Origin of the sequence: Microbacterium sp. NPDC055910 (genome assembly GCF_042271185.1) — a bacterium.
Classification (GTDB): Bacteria; Actinomycetota; Actinomycetes; order Actinomycetales; family Microbacteriaceae; genus Microbacterium.
Window position 1 is genome coordinate 1 of the sequence record NZ_JBHJZS010000044.1, and the last position, 18,918, is coordinate 18,918.

The 18,918-nt window shown below is 71.7% G+C and carries 16 protein-coding genes; 12 read left to right on the forward strand and 4 right to left on the reverse strand.

Translation table 11 applies throughout. From position 1 onward, the window contains the following. Positions 1–12 precede the first annotated feature (12 nt). Positions 13–681, forward strand: coding sequence for an SDR family oxidoreductase (locus ACFC3F_RS13910; RefSeq protein WP_376130933.1), 669 nt, complete (start codon positions 13–15; stop codon positions 679–681). A 38-nt stretch (positions 682–719) separates the two neighbouring features. After that, positions 720–1,856 (forward strand): threonine aldolase family protein, encoded by a 1,137-nt coding sequence (locus ACFC3F_RS13915; RefSeq protein ID WP_376130892.1) that lies wholly within the window; start codon positions 720–722, stop codon positions 1,854–1,856. 27 nt (positions 1,857–1,883) lie between these two features. Here the strand turns inward: ACFC3F_RS13915 and ACFC3F_RS13920 are convergent, their stop codons facing one another. Continuing rightward, complete coding sequence (locus ACFC3F_RS13920; RefSeq protein ID WP_376130895.1) at positions 1,884–2,471, reverse strand: NUDIX hydrolase family protein; 588 nt, start codon at positions 2,469–2,471, stop codon at positions 1,884–1,886. 39 nt (positions 2,472–2,510) lie between these two features. Between ACFC3F_RS13920 and ACFC3F_RS13925 the strand changes: the two genes are divergently transcribed. The 6 genes from ACFC3F_RS13925 to ACFC3F_RS13950 all read left to right on the forward strand — a co-directional run bounded on the left by ACFC3F_RS13925 (position 2,511) and on the right by ACFC3F_RS13950 (position 12,375). Then, positions 2,511–3,182 carry an alpha/beta hydrolase gene (locus ACFC3F_RS13925; protein ID WP_376130898.1) on the forward strand — a complete coding sequence of 224 codons (672 nt, stop codon included), beginning with the start codon at positions 2,511–2,513 and terminating at the stop codon, positions 3,180–3,182. Further along, positions 3,179–3,922 carry an alanine racemase gene (locus tag ACFC3F_RS13930; protein ID WP_376130901.1) on the forward strand — a complete coding sequence of 248 codons (744 nt, stop codon included), beginning with the start codon at positions 3,179–3,181 and terminating at the stop codon, positions 3,920–3,922. Before ACFC3F_RS13925 ends, ACFC3F_RS13930 begins: the two co-directional genes overlap by 4 nt. Beyond that, positions 3,919–4,953 carry an alanine racemase gene (locus tag ACFC3F_RS13935; protein ID WP_376130903.1) on the forward strand — a complete coding sequence of 345 codons (1,035 nt, stop codon included), beginning with the start codon at positions 3,919–3,921 and terminating at the stop codon, positions 4,951–4,953. The genes ACFC3F_RS13930 and ACFC3F_RS13935 overlap by 4 nt, the downstream gene beginning before the upstream one ends. Positions 4,954–5,217: 264 nt before the next feature. After that, positions 5,218–6,828, forward strand: coding sequence for an ABC-F family ATP-binding cassette domain-containing protein (locus ACFC3F_RS13940; protein WP_376130906.1), 1,611 nt, complete (start codon positions 5,218–5,220; stop codon positions 6,826–6,828). 65 nt (positions 6,829–6,893) lie between these two features. Beyond that, positions 6,894–11,609, forward strand: a complete 4,716-nt coding sequence (locus ACFC3F_RS13945) for an ATP-dependent helicase (protein ID WP_376130909.1) — start codon at positions 6,894–6,896, stop codon at positions 11,607–11,609. Further along, positions 11,602–12,375, forward strand: coding sequence for a DNA-formamidopyrimidine glycosylase family protein (locus ACFC3F_RS13950; RefSeq protein WP_376130912.1), 774 nt, complete (start codon positions 11,602–11,604; stop codon positions 12,373–12,375). Before ACFC3F_RS13945 ends, ACFC3F_RS13950 begins: the two co-directional genes overlap by 8 nt. A gap of 830 nt (positions 12,376–13,205) precedes the next feature. On the opposite strand, the gene ACFC3F_RS13955 is transcribed toward ACFC3F_RS13950, so the two are convergent. Beyond that, positions 13,206–14,699, reverse strand: coding sequence for an HNH endonuclease signature motif containing protein (locus ACFC3F_RS13955; RefSeq protein WP_376130914.1), 1,494 nt, complete (start codon positions 14,697–14,699; stop codon positions 13,206–13,208). 528 nt (positions 14,700–15,227) lie between these two features. Further along, entirely contained in the window at positions 15,228–15,971 is a 744-nt protein-coding gene (locus ACFC3F_RS13960; protein ID WP_376130917.1) for a formylglycine-generating enzyme family protein, read from the reverse strand. 76 nt (positions 15,972–16,047) lie between these two features. On the opposite strand from ACFC3F_RS13960, the gene ACFC3F_RS13965 reads away from it, so the two are divergent. Further along, positions 16,048–16,455 carry a transferase gene (locus ACFC3F_RS13965; protein WP_376130920.1) on the forward strand — a complete coding sequence of 136 codons (408 nt, stop codon included), beginning with the start codon at positions 16,048–16,050 and terminating at the stop codon, positions 16,453–16,455. A 439-nt stretch (positions 16,456–16,894) separates the two neighbouring features. On the opposite strand, the gene ACFC3F_RS13970 is transcribed toward ACFC3F_RS13965, so the two are convergent. Then, on the reverse strand, positions 16,895–17,350 hold the full coding sequence (locus tag ACFC3F_RS13970) for a MarR family winged helix-turn-helix transcriptional regulator (RefSeq protein ID WP_376130922.1): 456 nt from the start codon (positions 17,348–17,350) through the stop codon (positions 16,895–16,897). A 43-nt stretch (positions 17,351–17,393) separates the two neighbouring features. Between ACFC3F_RS13970 and ACFC3F_RS13975 the strand changes: the two genes are divergently transcribed. The 3 genes from ACFC3F_RS13975 to ACFC3F_RS13985 all read left to right on the forward strand — a co-directional run bounded on the left by ACFC3F_RS13975 (position 17,394) and on the right by ACFC3F_RS13985 (position 18,669). Further along, positions 17,394–17,648: a hypothetical protein gene (locus ACFC3F_RS13975; protein ID WP_376130925.1), complete on the forward strand. Its 255-nt coding sequence runs from the start codon at positions 17,394–17,396 to the stop codon at positions 17,646–17,648. Positions 17,649–17,730: 82 nt separating this feature from the next. Then, entirely contained in the window at positions 17,731–17,901 is a 171-nt protein-coding gene (locus ACFC3F_RS13980; protein ID WP_376130928.1) for a hypothetical protein, read from the forward strand. A 57-nt stretch (positions 17,902–17,958) separates the two neighbouring features. Then, positions 17,959–18,669: a LysR substrate-binding domain-containing protein gene (locus ACFC3F_RS13985; RefSeq protein WP_376130931.1), complete on the forward strand. Its 711-nt coding sequence runs from the start codon at positions 17,959–17,961 to the stop codon at positions 18,667–18,669. Positions 18,670–18,918: the final 249 nt, after the last annotated feature.

The following is an 18,918-nucleotide window of genomic DNA, read 5'->3' on the forward strand; positions in this document are numbered from 1 at the left end:
GATGCGGAGAAGCTGGCGACCCTTCGACAAGCTCAGGGACCGCGACAAGCTCAGGGACCGCGACAAGCTCAGGGACCGCGACAAGCTCAGGGGCCGGGGGATGCCGCGACCCTTCGACAAGCTCAGGGACCGGGGCAGGCTCAGGGACCGGGGGCGGTGCGGACCGAGGTGTGCGACCTCACCGACGAAGCCGCCGTCGCGGCGCTCGCCGAGCGCGTGCACGACACGGACGGGCCGGTCGACGGCATCGCGCATCTCGTCGGCGGATGGCGCGGGGGCGGGGGCCTGGCGGGGCAGTCCGACGCCGACTACCGGTTCCTCGAACGGTCGTTCACGGCGCTGCGCCACGTCTCGCGCGCGTTCGACGCCGACCTGCGCGCATCCGAGGCGGGACGCCTCGCGATCGTCTCGTCGACCGAGGTCGCCCGACCCCTCGCCGGCGGCGCCAACTATGCGGCGGTGAAAGCCGCGAGCGAGGCGTGGGCGCGCGCCGTCGCGCAGGGCTTCGCGAAGGCGGCGCGCGAGGCGGACGAGCCCTTGCGGGCGGCATCCGTCATCTTCCGCGTGAAGAGCCTGTCCGGCCTCGAAGAAGCGCTCGCGCAGCGATTCACGGACCTGTGGATGACCGACGCCGCCGAGACGAACGACACGATCGTCGATCTCACCGACCCGGCGCTCTGAACCGGCCTCGCGGCTGCGCCGAACTAGATTGGATCCTCGTGACCACGCTGCATGATCCCACCGTCCGCGGATTCGCCTCCGACAACTACTCCGGCATCCATCCCGAGGTGCTCGCGGCGATCGCCGCGGCGAACGACGGGCACCAGGTGGCCTACGGCGAAGACGTCTACACCGAGCGCCTGCAGGCCGTCATGGCGCAGCACTTCGGCGAGGGCGTCGAGGCGTTCCCCGTGTTCAACGGCACCGGCGCGAACGTCGTCGGCCTGCAGTCGATGCTGCCCCGCTGGGGCGCGGTCATCGCGGCGGGCACGGCGCACATCAACGTCGACGAGGGCGGTGCCCCCGAGCGGGTCGCCGGCATCAAGCTGCTCACGGTCCCGACCGACGACGGCAAGCTGACCCCCGACCTCATCGACCGTGAGGCGTGGGGCTGGGGCGACGAGCACCGCGCGCAGCCGCTCGTCGTCTCGATCACGCAGTCGACCGAACTCGGCACGCTGTACACCGTCGACGAGATCCGCGCGATCACCGAGCACGCCCACGCGCTGGGCATGCGCGTGCACCTGGATGGGGCGCGCATCTCGAACGCCGCCGCCTCGCTCGACGCACCCCTGCGCGCCTTCACGCGCGACGCCGGCGTCGACGTGCTGAGCTTCGGGGGCACGAAGAACGGGGCGATGCTCGGCGAAGCCGTCGTCGTGCTCGATCCCGCGGCATCCACCGGTCTCACCTACCTGCGCAAGCTCGACATGCAGCTCGCGTCGAAGATGCGGTTCGTCTCGGCGCAGCTGATCGCGCTGCTGGACGGCGACCTGTGGCTGCGCAACGCGTCGCACTCGAACGCCATGGCGCAGCGCCTGCGCGCGGGCGTCGAGGCGGGACTCTCCGACGGTTCGATCCGCGGCGTCGCGTTCACGCAGCCCACGCAGGCCAACGGCGTCTTCGCGACGCTGCCCGCCGGCGTCGCCGACCGCCTCCGCGAGACATTCCGCTTCTACGACTGGAGCGCCGTCACGGGAGCCGACGGAAAGCCCACGGGTGAGACCGAGGTGCGCTGGATGTGCTCGTTCGACACGACCGAGGCCGACATCGACGCTTTCGTCGCCGCGATCGCACACGAGACGGCGGCAACGGGTGCCGAGCTCGTCACCGACGGCGGCGTCACGGCGGGCTGACCCGCGACGTCAGGCCGGGGCCGCCGTTCAGCGCAGCGCCCCGACGCTCGCCAGCGCCAGGCGGATGAGCGTGCCCCTGCCGCCCTCCATCTCGGCGGCGAGACTGTCGGATGCTGCTTCTTCAGGCGGCATCCACGTCACTTCGAGCGCATCCTGACGCGGCTCGCACGTACCCGTGACGGGCACGACGAACGCGAGCGACACGGCGTGCTGCCGGTCGTCGTGGTACGGGCTCACGCCCGGGATCGGAAAATACTCGGCGACCGTGAACGGTGTCGGCTGCGGCGGCAGGAGCGGGAACGCCATGGGGCCGAGGTCGTCTTCGAGATGCCGGAAGAGGGCGTCGCGCACCGTTTCGCCGTAGCGCACCCGGCCCGACACGATCGTGCGCTTGATCTCGCCGAGCGGCGTCGCCCGCAGCAGGATGCCGACGTCGATGACCTGCCCCATGCCGTCGACGCGCACCGGGATGCCCTCGACATAGAGCATCGGAAGGCGGCGGCGGGACTCGGCGAGTTCGACATCGGAGAGCCAACCCGGGTTCGACACGGCGCCCTGAGAGGAGCCGAACGGCTCGTCGCCTGCCGGTTCGGGGTCGGGGGTGCGCACGGACATGCTTTCTGTATACCTCACGATCACTGGAAAGATGGGCGCATGGCTGAGTTCCCCGCACTCGAGACGCCGGCATTGGATTCCGCGGTCGTGCAGTGGTCGGTTCCGCCCGGCGAGCGCGCCGGTCGTCCGCTGCTCGTGCTGCTGCATGGCTACGGGGCCGATGAGCGCGACCTGTTCGGGCTCGCGGCCTACCTCCCCGATGAGTACGTCATCGCCGCCGTGCGCGCGCCGCTCGCCCCGCCGTGGCCCTCGCCGGGCTATTCGTGGTACCCGATCGAGGGTCTCGACAACCGCGATCCGCGGCGCGTCACCGAGGCGGCATCCCGGTTCATCGAGTGGGTGGATGCCGCGGCCCAGACCGAGACCGTCGGGTTGCTCGGGTTCTCGCAGGGCGCCGCGATCGCCGTGCAGGCGATGCGGCTCGACCCCGCGCGGTTCGCCTTCGCCGTCGCGCTGAGCGGCTACGTCTCCCCCGGCGAACTGCCCCGCGACGAAGAGCTCGCCGAACGGCGACCGCCCGTCTTCTGGGGGCGCGGCACGCACGACGAGGTCATCCCGGAGCCGCTCGTCCTGCACACGACCCAGTGGCTGCCCGACCATGTCGAGCTGAGCGGCCGCGTCTACCCCGGCCTCGCGCACGGGGTGTCCGAGGACGAGATCGCCGACGTGCGGGCATTCCTCGACAAGCAGCTCGAATCGGGCGACGCGTGACGAGCCTCACGGCGCACATCTCGCGGTCGGCGCTGGCCGGGAATGCGGCATCCGCTCTCGCGAACGGCGACGGCGTCGCCGACCTGCGCCGCGACGCGTGGGGGCACGGGCTGCCCCTCGTCGCCGAGGTGCTCGCGGCGGCGGGCGTGCGTGCGGCGGTCGTCGACGAGGCCGATCGCGCCGCCCTGACCGCGGCCGGGCTCACAGCGGTGGCCGAGCCGACGATCGACGGCGCCCTGCTGTTCGGGCTGCCCGGGTCGGGCGGCATGCCCGTGCTGCGGCTGTCGGCCCGCGTGCTGTCGATCAAGTCGCTGCGCCGCGGCGAGGGCGTCTCGTACGGGTACACCCACCGAGCGGCGAGCGACACGCGCGTCGCGCTCGTCGACGGCGGATACGGGCAGGGGCTCCCCCGCGCGATCGGCAACGCGGTGTCGGTCGAGATCGGCGGCGGCCTGCACCCTCTCGTCGGCCGCATCGCGATGGACGTGTGCGTCGTCGACATCGGCGACAGCGCCGTCGGCGTCGGCGTCGGCGACGAGGTCGTGTACTTCGGCGGCTCCCCATCACCGCGAGACTGCAACGGCGCGCCGAGACAGCGGGCTGACCCCGCAGTCTCGGCCTCCCCCTGCAGTCTCGCGGTCAATGGCGGGGTGGCGGGGTGGGCGGTGGCGTCGGGGCTGAGCGCGGCCGAGATCGTCTGCGGCATCGGGCTGCACACCACACGGGTGGATGCCGCATGAGCGGCGCCGTCCTGCGGGTGGACCTCGCCCGGATCCGGGCGAACCTCGACACGCTGCGCGCCCGTGTCGCCCCGGCCGACGTCATGTTCGTCGTGAAGGACGACGCGTACGGGCACGGCGTGGACGCCGTCGTCCGGACCGCCACCGCGGCCGGGATCGACTGGTTCGGCTCGTTCAGCATCGCGACGGGCGTGCGTGTGCGCGCGGCCGCCCCCACCGCGCGCATCTTCGCGTGGGCGACGTCACCCGCCGCCGAGGTCGATGAGGCGATCGATGCGCGACTCGAGCTGGGGGTCGGCGACGCCGGGTATCTCGACCTCGTCGCGACGCGGGCGGCGGGGCGCGGCATCCGCGTGCACCTGAAGATCGACACGGGACTGCACCGCAACGGCGTGCGGCCCGAGGACTGGCCGGCTTTCGTCGCGCGCGCGGCTGCGCTCGAGGCGGCCGGCGACATCGTCGTGACGGGCATCTGGAGCCACATCGCCGAAGCCAGCGACGCCGACGACGACCGCGCCCGCGCGGAGTTCGAGCGCGCCGTCGACCTCGCCCGCGCGGCCGGCCTCACCCCCGGCGTGCGGCACCTCGCGGCGAGCGCCGCGGGTCACGCACGGCCCGAGTTCCGCAACGACCTCGTGCGCTTCGGGGCGTTCGGCTACGGTGTGCGCTCGGCCGACGGCCCCGCGCTGCCGGGCATCGTGCCCGCCGCGGCGCTCGTCGCCCCCGTCGTGCGCCTCGACGGCGACACCGTCGTCGTCGGGCTCGGCGCGCTCGACGGCCTGCCGTCGACGCTCGGCGGTCGCGTCTCGGTGGGCACTCCGGCCGGTGCGCGCGCGCTGCGTCGCGTCGACCTCGCCGAGAGCGCCGTAGAGGCGTGGCCCGACGCGCAGGTCGGCGACGAGGTCACGTTCTTCGGTCCCGGGGCGCACGGCGAATCCGACCCGACGACGCTCGGCGAGGCGATCGACACGGTCGGCGAAGAGGTCCTCGTGCGCGTCTCGCCGCTCGTGCCCCGCGAGTACTCGGGCTGAGCCTCGTGGACGCCGGGGTGCGGCATCCGGTATCGTGTCGGGCGCTTCTGTCCCGAGTGTGAGGAAGTCCGTTGAAGAGAATCGACGCGCCCGCGCTGTAATCGCGCCGCATCCGTCGTCCTTCGACGCAGCCACGGCTGCTCAGGACCGACCGTCGGCGCCCCTTCCTTCGCGCTGACCGTCGATCCTCCGCCCTGCACCCGGCTCCGCCGTGCGTGCTGCGCCGGTGTCGCGCGTCCGCGCACCCGACGCGAACGGAGCCGCATGCCTGCTCACACCCTCACCCCCTCTCTCATCCTGGACCGCGTCTCGTACGCCTGGCCCGACGGCACGATCGCTCTCAGCGAGGTGTCCGGCGCGTTCGGCTCGGGCCGCACCGGGCTGGTCGGCCGCAACGGCTCGGGCAAGTCGACACTGCTGCGGCTCATCGCCGGCGAGTTGACGCCCGACAGCGGGCACATCACCAGAACCGCGGATGCCGCATACCTTCCGCAGCGCCTCACGCTCGATGTCGCGCGCCCCGTCGCCGATCTGCTCGGTGTGGGCGACGCGCTGCGCGGGCTGCGGGCGCTCGAGTCCGGCGACCCCGACCCGCGGCACTTCGCCGCCGTCGGCGACGCGTGGGACGTCGAGGCGCGCGCCCACGTCGCCCTCGCCGAGGCCGGGCTCGCACCGACCATGCTCGACCGGCACGTCGGCGAGCTGTCGGGCGGCGAGGCCGTGCTCACCGCGATCGCCGGCATCCGCCTCGCGGCGGCGCCCATCGTGCTGCTCGACGAGCCGACCAACAACCTCGACCGCGACGCACGGGCGCGGCTGTACGACATGGTGGGCGCGTGGCGCGGTGCCCTCGTCGTCGTCAGTCACGACACGACGCTGCTCGACCTCATGGACGACACCGCGGAGCTGTATGCCGGCGAGCTGTCGGTGTTCGGCGGCCCGTACTCCGCGTGGCGAGCGTGGCTCGACGCGGAGCAGGATGCCGCGCGTCAGGCGGAGCGCGCGGCCGCGCAGGCCGTCCGCCGCGAGAAGCGCGAGCGCATCGAAGCCGAGACGACGATCGCCCGGCGGCAGCAGGTCGGGCACAAGGCGTACGCCGAGAAGCGGCTGCCGAAGATCATCATGAACGCGCGCAAGCGCGAGGCTCAGGTGTCCGCCGGCAAGCTCCGCGGAGAGAAGGCCGAGAGCGAGGCCGCGGCGCGCGACGTCCTCGACGCCGCCGAGCGGCGCGTGCGCGACGATGACGCGGTCGTGATCGATCTGCCCGATCCCGGTGTCGCGGCGGCGCGCCGCATCGCGACGCTCGGCGACGGCGACCGCGCCTGGATCGTGCAGGGACCCGAGCGCGTCGCCCTCACCGGCCCGAACGGGAGCGGCAAGACGACGCTGCTCGAGCGGCTGGTCGGGTCTTCCTCGTCTCACACCGGCGCGCTCGGCGAGATCCGGGCGGAGCTGCACACCGATCGCGTGGGCTACCTGCCGCAGCGCGTGGACGGACTCGACGAGGCGGCATCCGTCCTCGAGAACGTCGCGGCGGTCGCTCCCGGGATCGGCACGGTCGAACTGCGCAACAGGCTCGCCCGCTTCCTCATCCGCGGCGCCGCCGTCGACCGACCGGTCTCGGCACTGTCGGGGGGCGAACGGTTCCGGGTCGCGCTGGCGCGACTGCTGCTGGCCGACCCGTCACCGCAGCTGCTCGTCTTCGACGAGCCGACGAACAACCTCGACCTCGACACGGTCGACCGGTTCGTCGCGGCGCTGTCCGCCTATCGCGGCGCCGTGCTCGTCGTGAGCCACGATGACGCGTTCCTCGACCGGATGGGTGTCGATCTCACGCTCGAGCTGTCGCGCGATGGGACGCTGTGCGAGCGCTGACCCCGGTGGCGCCCTCCCCGGCACGTTCCGGGCCCGATGTCGGCGACAGCGACGAAGATGGAGGGATGAGCGACGTGCTCGAGCGCTTCGGCCCCGCAACCCAGGACTGGTTCCGCGGCGCCTTCGCCGCGCCGACCGACGCCCAGGCGGGTGCCTGGCGGGCGGTGTCGGCCGGAAAGCACGCGCTCGTCGTCGCGCCGACCGGTTCGGGCAAGACGCTCGCGGCGTTCCTGTGGGCGATCGACCGGGTCTTCCGCGAGAAGGATGCCGCGCCCCCGCCCGCTGCCCCGCGCCGCCGCCGTGCCGAGCCGGCGCCCGGCACGCGCATCCTGTACATCTCACCGCTCAAGGCGCTCGGCGTCGACGTCGAGCGCAACCTGCGCTCGCCCCTCGTCGGCATCGACCAGTCCGCGCGGCGCCTGGGCATCGCGGTGCCGGGCGTCTCGGTGGGCGTGCGGTCGGGTGACACGACGTCGTCGGATCGCCGCAAGCTCGTCACGGCGCCCCCCGACATCCTCATCACGACCCCCGAGTCGCTCTACCTGATGCTGACGAGCCAGGCGCGCGAGACGCTGCGCGACGTGCACACCGTCATCATCGACGAGGTCCACGCCGTCGCGGCGACGAAGCGGGGCGCGCACCTGGCCGTGAGCCTCGAGCGCCTCGATGCTCTGCGCCGGGCGCACGATCCGCAGGCCAACGCTGCGCAGCGCATCGGGCTGTCGGCGACGGTGCGGCCGATCGACGAGGTCGCGCGGTTCCTCGGGGGTTCCTCGCCCGTCGAGATCGTCGCACCGCGCGCGACGAAGGCGTTCGACATGTCGGTCGTCGTGCCGATCGAGGACATGCTCAATCCGCCGCCCCCGCCCGGCGCCCCGGAGCCGGGCGGCGAAGACGCCGACTGGTTCGCCGAGGGCGGCCAGACCGAAGTGACCGGATCGGTGTGGCCGCATGTCGAAGAAGCCATCGTCGACCGCATCCTGCAGCACCGGTCCACGATCGTCTTCGTGAACTCGCGCCGGCTCGGCGAGCGCCTCACGGGCCGTCTCAACGAGATCTACTCCGAACGCCTGGGACTCGACCTGCCCGAGCCGACCGTCCCCGCGGCGACGGGGGCCCAGGCGGGCACCTCGGGCGGCGCCGACCCCGTGCTCGCGAAAGCGCACCACGGGTCGGTGTCGAAGGAGCAGCGCGCGCAGGTCGAAGAAGAGCTCAAGAGCGGCGCCCTGCGCTGCGTCGTGGCGACGAGCAGCCTCGAGCTCGGCATCGACATGGGCGCGGTCGACCTCGTTATCCAGGTCGAGGCCCCACCCAGTGCAGCATCCGGTCTCCAGCGCATCGGGCGTGCCGGCCACCAGGTGGGCGAGGTCAGCCGTGCGGCCCTGTTCCCCAAGCATCGCGCCGACGTCCTGCACACCGCGATCGTCACAGAGCGGATGCTGGCGGGCCAGATCGAGTCGATATCGATCCCGCAGAATCCGCTCGACATCCTCGCGCAGCAGACGGTGGCGGCGAGCGCGCTCGAGCCGCTCGATGTCGAGGAGTGGTACGACACGCTCAAGCGCTCGGCGCCCTTCCGGTCGCTGCCGCGGTCGGCCTACGAGGCGACGCTCGACCTGCTCGCGGGGCGATTCCCCTCCGACGAGTTCGCCGAGCTGCGGCCGCGTCTGGTCTGGGATCGCGACCGCGGCACACTCACCGGCAGGCCCGGATCGCAGCGCATCGCCGTCACGAGCGGCGGCACGATCCCCGACCGCGGGCTCTTCGGCGTCTTCATCGCGGGCGAGTCGCAGAACGCGCGCGTCGGCGAGCTCGACGAAGAGATGGTCTACGAGTCCCGCGTCAACGACGTCTTCACGCTCGGCACGACCAGCTGGCGCATCGTCGAGATCACGCACGACCGGGTCAATGTAGTACCGGCGTTCGGGCAGCCCGGAAAGCTGCCGTTCTGGCACGGCGACGGGCTCGGCCGGCCCGCCGAGCTCGGCGAGGCCCTCGGAAAGTTCTCGCGCGAGCTGTCGACCGTCGACCCAGAGAAGGCCCGTGCGCGGCTCGACGACGCGGGGCTCGACAACCTCGCGCAGGGCAACCTGCTGGCCTATCTCGCCGAGCAGCGCGAAGCGACAGGCACGTTGCCGACCGACCGTTCGCTGACGGTTGAGCGCGGCCGCGACGAAGTCGGGGACTGGCGTGTCATCCTGCATTCCCCATACGGCATGAAGGTGCACGCACCGTGGGCTCTCGCCGTCAACGCTCGGATCCGCGAGCGCCTCGGCGTCGAGGGCTCGGCGGTCGCGAGCGACGACGGCGTCATCGCCCGGGTTCCGGATGCCACGGCCGAACCGCCCGGTGCCGAGCTGTTCGTGTTCGAGCCCGACGAGCTCGAACAGCTCGTCACCGACGAGGTCGGCGGATCGGCGCTGTTCGCCTCGCGCTTCCGCGAGTGCGCCGCACGCGCCCTGCTGCTGCCGCGTCGCAATCCCGGGCGACGCAGTCCCCTGTGGCAGCAGCGCCAGCGCTCGGCCCAGCTGCTCGAAGTCGCCCGGCGCTACCCGACCTTCCCGATCATCCTCGAGACGCTGCGCGAAGTGCTGCAGGACGTCTACGACCTCCCCGCGCTGCTGCGCGTCGCGCGCGGCATCGGCGATCGCCGCATCCGTCTGGTCGAGACGGAGCCGGCCCAGCCCTCGCCGTACGCGCGCGATCTGCTGTTCGGCTACGTCGGCGCGTTCATGTACGAGGGCGACTCTCCCCTCGCCGAGCGGCGTGCCGCGGCTCTCTCGGTCGATCCGGCGCTGCTGGGCGAGCTGCTCGGCAAGGTCGAGATGCGCGAGCTGCTCGACCCCGACATCATCGCCCAGTTCGTGCTCGAAGCGCAGCGGCTCGACCCCGAGCGCCGTGCCCGGGGGATCGAGGGAGTCGCCGACCTGCTGCGACTGCTCGGACCGCTCGACGCCGACGAGACCGCCCTGCGCGTGCAGAACCCCGAGACGCCGACCGACGAAGAGGCGACGCCGGGACCGGCCACGGTCGACGGGGCAGCGGCCCTGCTCGACGAGCTGGTCGACGCTCGACGGGCGATCCGGGTGACCATCGCGGGCATCGCCCGCTACGCCGCGATCGAAGACGCCGGGCGCCTGCGCGATGCGCTCGGGGTCGCTCTTCCCGTCGGCATCCCGACGGCCTTCCTCGAACCGCTGCCCGACCCGCTCGGCGACCTGATCGCACGCTTCGCTCGCACCCACGGCCCGTTCACCGCGGATGCCGCAGCCCGGCGGCTCGGCATCGGCTCGGCCGTCGCCCGCCTCACGCTGCAGCGGCTCGAGTCGCAGGGCCGGGTCACGAGCGGGTACTTCCTTCCCGAGGCCTCGGCGGAGGCGAGGATCGAGGCCGCCGGAGACGACCTCGAGTGGTGCGACGTGGGCGTGCTCCGACGTCTGCGGATGCGCTCGCTCGCCGCCATCCGCGGAAGCGTCGAGCCCGTGCCGCCCGACGCGTTCGCGCGGTTCCTTCCCGTGTGGCAGCACGTCGCCCGTCCCCTCGAGGGCGTCGACGGCGTCGCCGCCGTCGTCGAGCAGCTCGCGGGCGTGCCGATCCCCGCCAGTGCGTGGGAGTCGCTCATCCTGCCGGCCCGCGTCTCCGACTACACGCCCACGATGCTCGACGAGCTCACCTCCTCGGGCGAAGTCGTCTGGTCCGGCCACGGCACGCTGCCGGGTCGCGACGGCTGGATCGCGCTGCACCCCGCGGATGCCGCATCCCTGACTCTCGCCCTTCCCGAAGACGATGTCGCCCCCGGGTCGCTCGAAGATCAGCTGCTGCACGCTCTCTCGGGGGGCGGGGCGTACTTCGCCGGCCAGCTCACGCAGCGCACGGGGGCTGCCAACGAGCAGTCGGTCATCGACGCGCTGTGGAGCCTCACGTGGGCGGGGCGCATCACGAACGACACGTTCTCGCCGGTGCGCACGCTCCTGGGCGGTGGTGCGCAGACCCACCGGGTCGCGCGCCGGGCACCGCGTGCGCGCCTCTACCGGGGGGCGGCCTCGCGCACGCTCGCGACATCCGTGCCGCCGCGGCCCCCCGCCCTCGGCGGTCGATGGTCTCTGCTGCCCGGCGCCGAGGCGGATCCGACGCTGCGGGCCACCGCGACCGCGAGCCTGCTGCTCGACCGGTACGGGGTCGTCACGCGCGGGTCGGTGCAGTCCGAGGGGGTGCCGGGCGGGTTCGCGCAGGTGTACCGCGTGCTGGCCGGTTTCGAAGAGGCGGGGCACTGCCGGCGGGGATACGTCATCGAGAAGCTCGGCGCCGCGCAGTTCGCCGCCTCGGCGACCGTCGATCGGCTGCGCGAGTTCGCCGGGTTGTCCGACCCTCCGCCTCTGCGGGCCATCGCGCTCGCGGCGACCGATCCGGCGAACCCGTACGGAGCGGCGCTCGCGTGGCCCGCGCTCGAGGGGGTTTCGCATCGTCCCGGACGCAAAGCCGGCGCGCTCGTCGTGCTCGTCGACGGTGCGCTCGCGCTCTATCTCGAACGCGGCGGCAAGTCGGCATTGGCGTTCACCGGCGACGAGCAGGCGCTGGCGGCCGCGACCCGCGAGCTCGCGGCGACGGCGCGGGCGCGCCGGCTCGAGACTCTGACGATCGAGCAGGTCAACGGTGCGCTCGTGTTCGGCACGACGGTGGGCCGTCTGCTGCGCGAGGCGGGTTTCGTCGAGTCCCCCCGGGGGCTGACGCTGCGCCGCCTCACGGCGGGCGACGCCGCACGGCAGGCGACGCGTGCCTGAGGGCGACACCGTCTTCCGCGCGGCGCGACGGTTGAACGATGTGCTCGCCGGTGCCGAAGTGACGCGCTTCGAGCTGCGCGTACCGCAGGCCGCGACGATCGACCTCTCGGGGCTGACGGTGCACGGGGTCGTCCCGCGGGGAAAGCACCTGCTGCACCGCATCGGCCCCTGGACGCTTCACTCGCACCTGAAGATGGAAGGCGAGTGGCACGTGTACCGCCGTGGCGAGCGCTGGCGCGCACCCGGCTTCCGCGCGCGGGCCGTGGTCGGCACCGCCGGGTATGAGACGGTCGGATTCGACCTCGCCGAGATCGAGGTCGTGCCGACGGCGCGCGAAGACGATCTCATCGGCTATCTCGGCCCCGACCCGCTTTCGGCCGAGTGGAATCCCGTCGAGGCGGCACGGCGGGTGCAGGCCGACTCTCGTCCGGTGCACGTCGCGATCCTCGACCAGCGAAACGTCGCCGGTTTCGGCAACGTGTACGCGAACGAGATGCTGTTCGTCCGCGGCATCCTGCCGATGACCCCGGCGAACGAGACAGATGCCGCTGCGCTCATCGACACGGGCGTCCGCATGTTGCGCGCGAATCGCGACCGCTCCGCGCGCACCTTCACGGGCGACGCGCGCCCCGGGCGCCGCACCTGGGTGTACCGGCGCGAGAACTCCCCGTGCCGCCGCTGCGGCACCGCGATCCTCGCTACGACGCTAGGCGCCGACGCGCCCCGCGAGCGCAACGTGTTCTGGTGCCCCGTCTGCCAGACCTGAGCATCGTCGGAATGGTCCGCGCGGCATACGCCAGCCGTGCCCGAGCATTGCTCGCCTGTCAGGCATCGCGACCCTCGTCAATCGCCGCCCGTCCAGACAGCCAACGCCCGCCCAGTCAGTCGCCCTCCGTCCAAACAGCCATCGCTCGACCCGCAGCGCAACGTCTTCTGGTGCCCCGTCTGCCCGACCTGAACATCGTCGGAAGGATCCGCATCGTATACGCCAGCCGTGCCCGCGCATCGCTCGACCTGTCAGGCATCGCTCGCCCTGTCAGTCGCCGCCCGTCCAGACAGCCATCGCCTGCCCAGTCAGTCGCCCTCCGTCCAAACAGCCATCGCTCGATCCGCAGCGCAACGTCTTCTGGTGCCCCGTCTGCCAGACCTGAACATCGTCGGAGCAAACTGCGTCGCATACGCCGCCGTGCCCGCGCACCCCTCGCCCTGTCACGCATCGCCTGCCCCGTCCGTCGCCGCCCGTCCAGACAACCACCGCTCGACCCGTCCGTCGCCGGGCGAGCCCCCAGAGCGTGTTGCCACTTCCTGCGGGGGCTCTCGTCGCCGGTGACGTCGAAGGGCCATCGTGGATGACCAGTTGTTTCCGGCAAGAAGCACAGCAGAGATCCCACGATGACCCACAACCAGGTCTGTCCCGACGACTCCGCTCGGTGAAGTCCTCGCCGATCCCGATCCCGATCCGGATCCCGACCTCGCCCACCCCGGCGCGTTCCGGCGGACGCTGCAGGCCGGGTTGCAGAACCTGACCAACGCGGAAGCGAAGTCGGTGCCGCCAGACACCGCCCATCGCCCTGCCGAATCACGGCGCCATCCGCGCTACGCCGCCTCTCGCCAGCCAGTCCGTTCGGGTGGCGGATCCCAGAGCCATCGCAGCGCCGATCTCGATCGGAGCGGTATCGGTTCGCCCGCGATACCCGGTGGAAGATGCAGAACGAAGCCGCCATCAGCTCGTCCGATACGCCATCCGCCGTTGTGCAGGTTCAGATGGTGGAAGCGACAGAGCAGTACACCCGACGTGCAGTCGGTCCGGCCACCGTCGGCCCAGTGCTCGCAATGATGCGCCTCACAGTAGGCGGGAGGCCTGTCGCATCCGGGCCACAAGCACCCTCCGTCTCGCACGGCGAGCGCGATCCGCTGCTTCCGGGTGAACAGGCGTGCTTCGCGGCCGACATCCAGCGGGTTGCCGGAGGTGTCGACGGTCAGATTCACGGATCCATTCACGCAGAGCGCCCGATCGAGCACCGATCCGGGGAGCGTGAGGAGTCCGTCCTCGGTGTGAGCAGTCGTGCGCAGTCGGTCGAAGGCATCACGCTGGGACGCGTCACCCGACACGGCATCCTGGATCGCGACGAGGCGCACGCCGGCTTCTTTCACGCCGAAGACGTCGTCGGCGTTGGCCAGCGCTCCAGCGCGGAGGACATCGGTGAACAAGTCATAGGCGAGCTGCTCGTTCGTGCGCGGATCGGTGACGAGTGCGTCGGCCGCGGCCTTCTCATCTGCCGCGACGAAGCGCGGGCCACCGCGGCGGGGCGACAGCGCAGCATCCATCACGCCACGCACCCACTCGCCCATCTCGTCGTCGAACGTTATGTGCGCCTGCCGCTGGCCGTCGGACGTCGTCGACCACCGGAACGATCGCTTGGCGTACCTCGCGGCGAAGCGCTCCTCGGCGCCGGCCGGATCGAGCATGTCTCGCAGCGACCGAGCACGGGCGCCGAGGTCTTCGACCGTGCACTCGGCGGCTTCGAGTGCGAGCTCGCGCGCCGCCGCCCGCCACACGTCAACCACCGCTGCGCAGTCGCGACCATCGATCTGCGGGGGCTCGCCGAGACCACCTCGGATCGCATGGTGCTGCGCGGTGGAGAGCAGCCCGCCCAGCAGTGCGTCGCTCAGCGGCTGATGCCACGACGGAGTGGCGGGTGCGGCATCCGGATCGGGAGCATCAGTCGAGTCGCCCGGCACTCCGGCCCCGTCGAGCAGGGCCTCGCCGACCTTGACGGCGCGGATCGCCTCGCCGCGCGTCGTGCCGGTCAGGTCGCGGATGAACTCCACCGCGTTACGATGCCCGGTCTCTTGCGTGAAGCCCTTGTGCCCTCGTTCGCGCCCGGACCGCGCAGAGGCGATGCCTGCCAGGATCGATTGCAGAGTGGTCGCCTGCTTGATGAGTCCTGTCGCCTCGGAGAGCAGGTCGCGCACGGAAGAATCGCTGAGTTGGGTCGCGGATGCCGGCAGCTCGGCAGTGGCCACATCGAGCTCCGCGAACACGGCGAGCCTTTCGACCCTGTCGCGAAGATCTTCGAGGAAGCTCATGCCACAAGTATGACCACACCCTCCGACATTCGAAGCGGTGTTCCCATGCATTGTGGATAACTCCTCGAGCGGCGCCGGTGTGGACGAAGTCGGCAGCGGCGTGAAACCCCACCGTTATCTGCACGCGCCGACGCGACTTCACCAGCTGTTCGTCGACCATCGGCCCCCCCCTTCTATCGAGAGGAGGCCGAGAGGCATCAGCACCCGCTGGAGCCGCCCTGGCACAAACACCCCAGGGTGACCACGCGTGACGGGTGCTCGAGACCCGTCATCCGCCGCCGCACACATCGGTCGGCAAATCGCCCAGATTCGACGGCGCCACAAGAAGACGCACGACATGCGCACCGGGATCGACTCCTCCGCAGGCACGCGCGCGATCACGCCACGCCGAGTATCCACACCCTCGTCCGCATCGCCGTCGCGCAGGACATCGCGCCCGCAGACTTGCTGAAGGGGCTCACTCTCGGGCAGTTCGTCGCCAAGAAGCGCGACCGCAAGACTGGATGACCCCGACGCCACCGCACCGACTCAGCGCCGCGGTGTCCATCCCGGCGGCAGCGGCCCTCCGAGGGAGGCCCGCTCGTCGTCGACACGCGCCGACCATCCCTGCGCCGCGTCGGTCCCGTCGAAGCCGCCGCGCGCGAAGCGCAATCCGACATCGTCGTGGTGCATCCGGGGCGCGCCGCCGCGCCGCACCGACGCCCGCACACTCCACGCGTCGTCGGCGAATCCGCCCCCGCGGAACACGCGGTAGTCGTCGTAGCGCGCGGGATCGAGCAGATCCCAGCACCATTCCCACACGTTGCCGAGCGTGTCGAAGAGTCCGAAGAGATTGGGATGCCGCCCGCCGACCGGCTGCGGGGAGCTCACGCCGTCGGCCGCGGTCCAGGCGACGTCCGCGAGCGGGCCGTAGTGGGCGCCGGTCGAGCCCGCACGGCACGCGTACTCCCATTCCGCCTCGGTCGGCAGCCGGTAGCCGTCGGAGTCGACGTGCCACGTGACCTGCTCGCCGTCGAACGTGTAGGCGGGATCGAAGCCCTCCCATTCGGATGCCGCGTTGCACAGTCGCACGGCGCGCAACCAGCTGACCTCGACGGCCGGACGCCGCGGCTGCGTCGCCGTCTCGCCGAGCAGTTCGGCCACCTGCGCCTGCGTCACGGGATACACCCCGATCTCGAACGGCTCGAGGGCGACGCTCCACCGCCGGGTACGGCGCGCATCGTGCAGGACGACCGATCCCGCCGGAATCGTCGCCATCTCGATGTCCGCCACGGGCGAAGTATGCCACGCGGGAATGGAACGGGGCTCGGCGAGGTTATGTCATTGTTCGCTTGATCGGGAGGGATCTGTGGGCAAGAACTACATCGACATCGAGAACGACCACGGAGAAGTGCTGCGCTACCGCAAGCACGTCAACGGCCGGGGACTCGTCGCGCACGGCGCGAAGGTGCACCCGTCGGCCGTCGTCGAGGCGGGTGCGTATGTCGAACCGGGTGTGCAGATCGCGGCCGGCGCACGCGTCAGCCGCGGAGTGTGGGTCGAGACGGATGCCGTCATCGGCCCAGAGGCGCAGATCGCGCCGCACGCGCACATCTGCACGGGTGCCGCGATCGGCGCGGGCGCGAAGATCGGCATCCGCACGCAGGTCGGCATCGGTGCCCGGGTCGCCGTGGGGTCACTCATCGGCGACGACGAGACGATCGCCGACGGCGAGCGCGTCGCGACCGACCAGCGAGGCCTGCGCCTGGCGGCCTGATCCCGACCCGCCGTCGCCGCGGTTCCGGCCTGCTCTGCCCCCGCGTTCGGGGCGGTGTCCTGACCCGAACCCGCATCTCAGGCGAGCTCGCGCAGCCGTGCGGCCAGACCCGCCTGCACGCCGGCGCGACGGTCGTAGGTCACCGCGATGATGAGCAGCACGGCGCCGACGACCGCGAGGGTGATCCACCACGGCATCGACGCATCCCGCGTCCGATCTGGACGGCGAACGCGAAGACGTTCTCGACCGGCAGCACGACGATTCCGATGAGGAACGGCGCCGCGAGACGCCGCGATGCTCCCACGAGGATCGCGAGCAGCGAGAGAGATGACGAGGATCGCCCGCCACGTCAGCGGGTCGGTGAACGTCGCCGCGATCGACGCGCTGAGCATCACGACGACCCCGGGAGCAAGCAGCGCCCACGCCCCCGTGCGAGCCGTCAGTCCGACCGGCGGCGACCGGCGAAGGGAACGAGCCCGTCGCGCAGCCGCACGAGGTCGGCCACGTCCATCCCGACCGCTTCGAGAATCTGCTCCGGGACGCGCAGCGCCTGAGCCCGCAGCGCACGACCGGACTCGGTCAGAGTGATGTCCAGCATCCGCTCATCCTCGGGACGGCGCGAGCGCGCCACCCGCCCCTGCGCCTCGAGGCGCTTCACGAGGGGCGACAGCGTCGCCGGCTCCATGGCCAGGTTTTCTGCCAGGTCGCGCAGCGAGCGCGGCGAGCGCTCCCAGAGCGCGAGCATGACGAGGTACTGGGGGTGGGTGAGACCGAGCGGCTCGAGCACGGGCCGATAGAGCGCGACGATGTTGCGTGCCGCCGTCACGATCGCGAAGCACAGCTGGTTCTCGAGCAGGAGAAGGTCGTCGGCGACGTCCGTAGACGGGGAGCTCATGCCCGGATTGTATCGCACCCTGATGATTAGTACACTAAGCATCATGAGCGAGAGAACCGACCGACCCGAGCCGCGGCGTCCGCTCCGACAGCGGGTGAAAGAGGCCGGCGGCTGGTACGCGTGGTGGAACTCGAAGCTGATCCGATACGCGGGTCCCGCTTCGGTGGGGCCCTACGAGACGACGCCGCCGCCGAGCGCCGCCGTTCGGGCCGAGCGGGCGTGCCCGCTGTGCGGTCACCCCGTGAATCAGCACACGTTCGACCGGTCGGGGCCAAAGCCGCTCATGCACTGTCCGTGACGGCGTCGATACGGGGTGGCCTCAACAGGGCGCCGGCCCTAGAGTGAGGATCACCAAGGGAGGTGGCGCGATGTTGTTTGCGTTGAGTTTCATCCTGCTCATCGGCGGAATGTACGTCATGGGCTTGTCGTTCAACATCCCCGAGTTCGGTGGCGTGCTCTTCGTCCTCGGAGTGCTGCTGGTTTCGGCGGCTCTCGCCACACCGCTCACCGCCAGCGCGATCGACTACCGCGGCGAGAAGTCCCCGCGCTGATCTCTCTTCGCGACGCCGCGGAAGGATGCGGCGGACCCCGGCGATACGCTGGAGCACATGGCGAAAGGCGCGAAGGCCCGAGGGAATGGGCGCAAGCCGGCGCCGAAGTCGAAGCGCGCGGCATCCGCATCTCGTGAGTCCCGAGCGCAGGTCGCTCCGGCCCGCCCGGTCTCGACGGACCCCTTCCGCCTCGGGATGATCCCGGGCGCGACGCCCGGCACGTGGGTCGATCGCTGGATCGAGCGGATGCCGCATGAACCGATCGACCTCGTACCGCTGGCCGTCGCCGACCAGCGCGCGGCGCTCATCGCCGGCGAGGTCGACGCCGCGCTCGTGCGACTGCCGATCGACCGCGACGGGCTGCACGTCATCGCGCTCTATGACGAGGTGCCCGTCGTCGTCTCCTCGAGCGAGTCCCATCTCACGGCGGCCGACGAGCTGACCCTCGCAGACCTCGCGGGCGAGGTCGTGATCACGCCCCTCGACGATGTACTGCGCGTCACGGTGCCGGATGCCGTCACGCCGGCCTTCGAGGCTCCGGCGACGACCGAAGACGCGATCGCGACGGTCGCCGCGGGTGTCGGCGTCCTCGTCGTGCCGATGTCGCTCGCCCGGCTGCACCAGCGCAAGGATGCCGCCTCGCGCCCCCTGCGCGACGGACCCGCCTCGACCGTGGCCCTGGCCTGGGTCGCCGATCGCACGACGCCGTCGGTCGAGACATTCGTCGGCATCGTGCGCGGTCGCACGGCGAACTCGTCCCGCTCCTGACCCCTGGCGCGGCGCCCTGGCACGTGGCGAGGGGCCCGGCACATGGCGCGGGGCCCGGCCCGTAGCGCGGGGCCCGGCCCGTGGGTCGGGGCCCGGCCCGTAGCGAGGGGCCCGCACCCTTGGCCTGCGCCCTCCCCCGTGGTGAGGCTCCGCCCGCCCCGGCCGGAGCCCCGGCCGGAGCACCGGCCGCGAGACTGCAACGGGCGGCCGAGACTGCGGGGTTCACCCGCTGTCTCGGCGTGCCGTTGC